Origin of the sequence: Aeromonas sp. HMWF015, assembly GCF_963878965.1 — a bacterium.
Taxonomy (GTDB): Bacteria; Pseudomonadota; Gammaproteobacteria; order Enterobacterales; family Aeromonadaceae; genus Aeromonas; species Aeromonas veronii.
In genome coordinates this window covers 1-2,968 of the sequence record NZ_CAWNZT010000326.1, presented here as the reverse complement: position 1 = coordinate 2,968, position 2,968 = coordinate 1, and the positions used below count along the sequence as shown (strand labels likewise).

The following is a 2,968-nucleotide window of genomic DNA, read 5'->3' as shown; positions in this document are numbered from 1 at the left end:
GATGCCGATCTCGGCCAGGGCCTCGCGCACATCGTCCAGCTTGAACGGTTTGATGATGGCTTCAATCTTCTTCATGGTGACTCCTTACCAGTTCTGTTTGCCGAACCCGGATGTAATGGGGTAACGGCGATCCTTACCAAAGTTGCGAGCCGTAATGCGGGGCCCGACCGCCGCCTGACGGCGCTTGTATTCGTTGAGATCCACCAAGCGGATCACCTTGCGCACCACCGCTTCCTCGAACCCTTCTGCCACCATGTCGGCGACCGAGGCATCCTCTTCCACGTAACGCTTGAGGATGGCATCCAGGATGTCGTATGGCGGCAGACTGTCCTGATCCACCTGATCCGGTGCCAGCTCTGCTGAAGGGGGGCGGTCGATAACCCGCTGCGGGATCACATAGTCGACCGAGTTGCGATATTCGCACAACTTGAAGACCAGCGTCTTGGGCACATCTTTCAGCACGTCGAAGCCACCGGCCATGTCACCGTACAGCGTGGCATAGCCAACAGCCATCTCGCTCTTGTTGCCGGTAGTCAGCACGATACGACGACGTTTGTTGGAGAGCGCCATCAGCAGCACACCGCGGCAACGGGCCTGCAGGTTCTCTTCGGTGGTATCGCGGGCGGTGCCTTCAAACAGCGGCGCCAGCTGGGTCATAAACCCTTCGAACATAGGCTCGATGGAGATGATGTTGAACTCAACCCCCATCCGCTCGGCCTGCTCCTTGGCATCTTCCACACTCATCTGTGCTGTGTAGCGGAACGGCATCATCACCGCCTGCACCTTGTCGGCCCCGATGGCATCGGCCGCGATGGCCAACGTCAGCGCCGAGTCGATCCCACCGGAGAGACCCAGCACAGCGCCGTGGAAACCGTTCTTGGTAACGTAGTCGCGCACTGCCAGCACCAGCGCCTGATAGGTCTCGGCCAACGGCTCCAGCGGTGCAGCGGGTTCCCGCTCCTTCACCGGCTGGCCATCAGCAAAGCGTACCAGCGCCAGCTCTTCGGCAAACGGGGCCAGCTTGTGAGTCAACTCACCCTGGCTGTTGAACACCTTGGAGCAGCCGTCGAAAATCAGCTCGTCCTGACCGCAGACCTGATTGAGGTAGACCAGCGGCAGACCGGTCTGATCGCAGCGCTCCGCCATCAGCTTGCGGCGGATCCAGGGTTTCTCCTGATCGTAGGGCGACGCATTGATGGTGAGCAGCAGCTCGGCACCCGCCGCCTTGGCGGCCTGCGCTGGACCCGGCTGCCACAGATCTTCACAGATGAGCAGCCCCAGCTGGTGACCCCGGAATGGCACCACGCAGGTCTCGCTTGCAGCGGTAAAGTAGCGCTTCTCATCAAACACGCCGTAGTTGGGCAAATCCTGCTTGAAGTAACGGGCAATCAGCTGGCCCTGCTCATAGAGGGAAGCCGCGTTGTAGAGCGCCTCTCCTTCACGCCAAGGGTGACCCACCAAAATGGCACAGTTGCCCTGCCATTCGGCAACACGAGCCAACGCGGCTTCGACCCGGATCATCAGATCGGCGCGCAGCAGCAGATCTTCCGGTGGATAGCCGGTCAGGGCCAGCTCGGAGCAGACCAGCAGATCGGCACCTTGCTGCTCGGCCTGAGCTGCCGCAGCGAGCACTTTGTCAGTGTTATCTTCGATGGCGCCTACCGTCAGATTCAACTGGGCAAGCATCAGAGAGAGGGCTTTTGCCATGGCGATGCATCTTGTATTCGAAAATGATGGGGAATGATAAAGAAAAGGGGGGCAATCTGCCAGTTCAAGACAGGCGTAACCGTGTGACAGCAACCAGCGGGAAGGATAAGCTGTACATAGTCACGGAACGACAGGCCTTCGCAGATATGAAAAACGCCGGATTTACCCTGATGGAGTTGATGATAGCCATTGCGCTGGGCGTCATTCTCTTGGGGATTGGTATTCCTTCCCTCTCTAACCTGCTTGGCAGCAATAATTTGGCGACCCAGGAAAAAAGCCTTCTCAACCACTTAAACTATGCCAGACAACAGGCTATCTCTAACCAGCAAACGGTTACTCTCTGCCTCACCACTATCAATAATTCTGTAGAAGAGTGCGTTACTGCCAATCAAAATGGAGCGACCCGGCAGATCGCTTTTATCGATACTAATAGCGATCAGAAGCTCAATGGCAGCGAAACAACTCTGACGGCAAGTCCCGAGTTTCCTGCAGAACTGGCCATTTCTGCAGATGCACAGGCGCTGCGCTTCACCCCAGATGGCACCATTACGTCTGACAGCGAGGTCATCTTTTCACTCTGTGTAAGCGGCGAAAAGGGCGTTCAGATTGAAGTTATGCCTGCCGGGCGTGCCCATAGCCAGGCAAGTGGTGCTGTATGTCCATGACCAGCATTAACTACAGCGAAACACACACGAGCACAAAAGAATCCATTTCAATCCAATAGCTATGCTTAAAGTCTCCTTTGAACAAGGACTCATACGCTATGGAACGAAATGGATTTACCCTGCTTGAGTTTTTAATATCTGCAAGCCTGACAACCATCCTGCTGACCTTGGGACTGCCGTCATTGGCAAATCTGCTGACATCTACCGACAGCGACATCTACACAAGAAACCTGCAGGACCACCTGATCTTCGGCCAACGGCAAGCCATCACACAGCAGCAACCCGTCACGGCATGTCTTGCCATGCCTGTCAGGAACTCCACAAAAGAAAGCTGCGTACTCGCAAATCAAACCGGCGCCCAGCGCATGCTTGTCTTTATCGACATCAATCAGGATCGCCAATTCGATATTGCAAATGGCGATATCTTGTTATCAGCAACAGAACCCTTTCTTGAAAAACATACCGTGACGGCCAATCGACAATTTGTGCGATTTAGTCCAGATGGCACTGCGATTGGCACCAACATGACACTCCGGTTTTGTATCGACCAAGCACCTCGAGTCGATATCATCGTTTCCCCATCCGGCAGAAGCAGA

Annotated in this window: 4 protein-coding genes; 2 read left to right on the top strand and 2 right to left on the bottom strand. The window is 55.6% G+C overall.

The window, feature by feature from the left end; all coding sequences use genetic code 11:
- A partial coding sequence (locus AACS18_RS16215; protein WP_308810799.1) for a P-II family nitrogen regulator occupies window positions 1-75 on the bottom strand: 75 nt, incomplete at its 3' end.
- Window positions 76-84: 9 nt separating this feature from the next.
- Window positions 85-1,707 carry an NAD+ synthase gene (locus AACS18_RS16210; protein ID WP_108612713.1) on the bottom strand — a complete coding sequence of 541 codons (1,623 nt, stop codon included), beginning with the start codon at window positions 1,705-1,707 and terminating at the stop codon, window positions 85-87.
- Between the two features lie 11 nt (window positions 1,708-1,718).
- Between AACS18_RS16210 and AACS18_RS16205 the strand changes: the two genes are divergently transcribed.
- Together AACS18_RS16205 and AACS18_RS16200 are read left to right on the top strand one after the other, a co-directional pair.
- Window positions 1,719-2,372, top strand: a complete 654-nt coding sequence (locus tag AACS18_RS16205; RefSeq protein WP_258228741.1) for a GspH/FimT family pseudopilin — start codon at window positions 1,719-1,721, stop codon at window positions 2,370-2,372.
- 98 nt (window positions 2,373-2,470) lie between these two features.
- A partial coding sequence (locus AACS18_RS16200) for a GspH/FimT family protein (protein WP_108612712.1) occupies window positions 2,471-2,968 on the top strand: 498 nt, incomplete at its 3' end.

Coding starts and splice junctions, on each gene's coding strand:
- AACS18_RS16210 (WP_108612713.1), bottom strand. CDS start 1,707: ATGGCAAAAGCCCTCTCTCTGATGCTTGCCCAGTTGAATCTGACGGTA.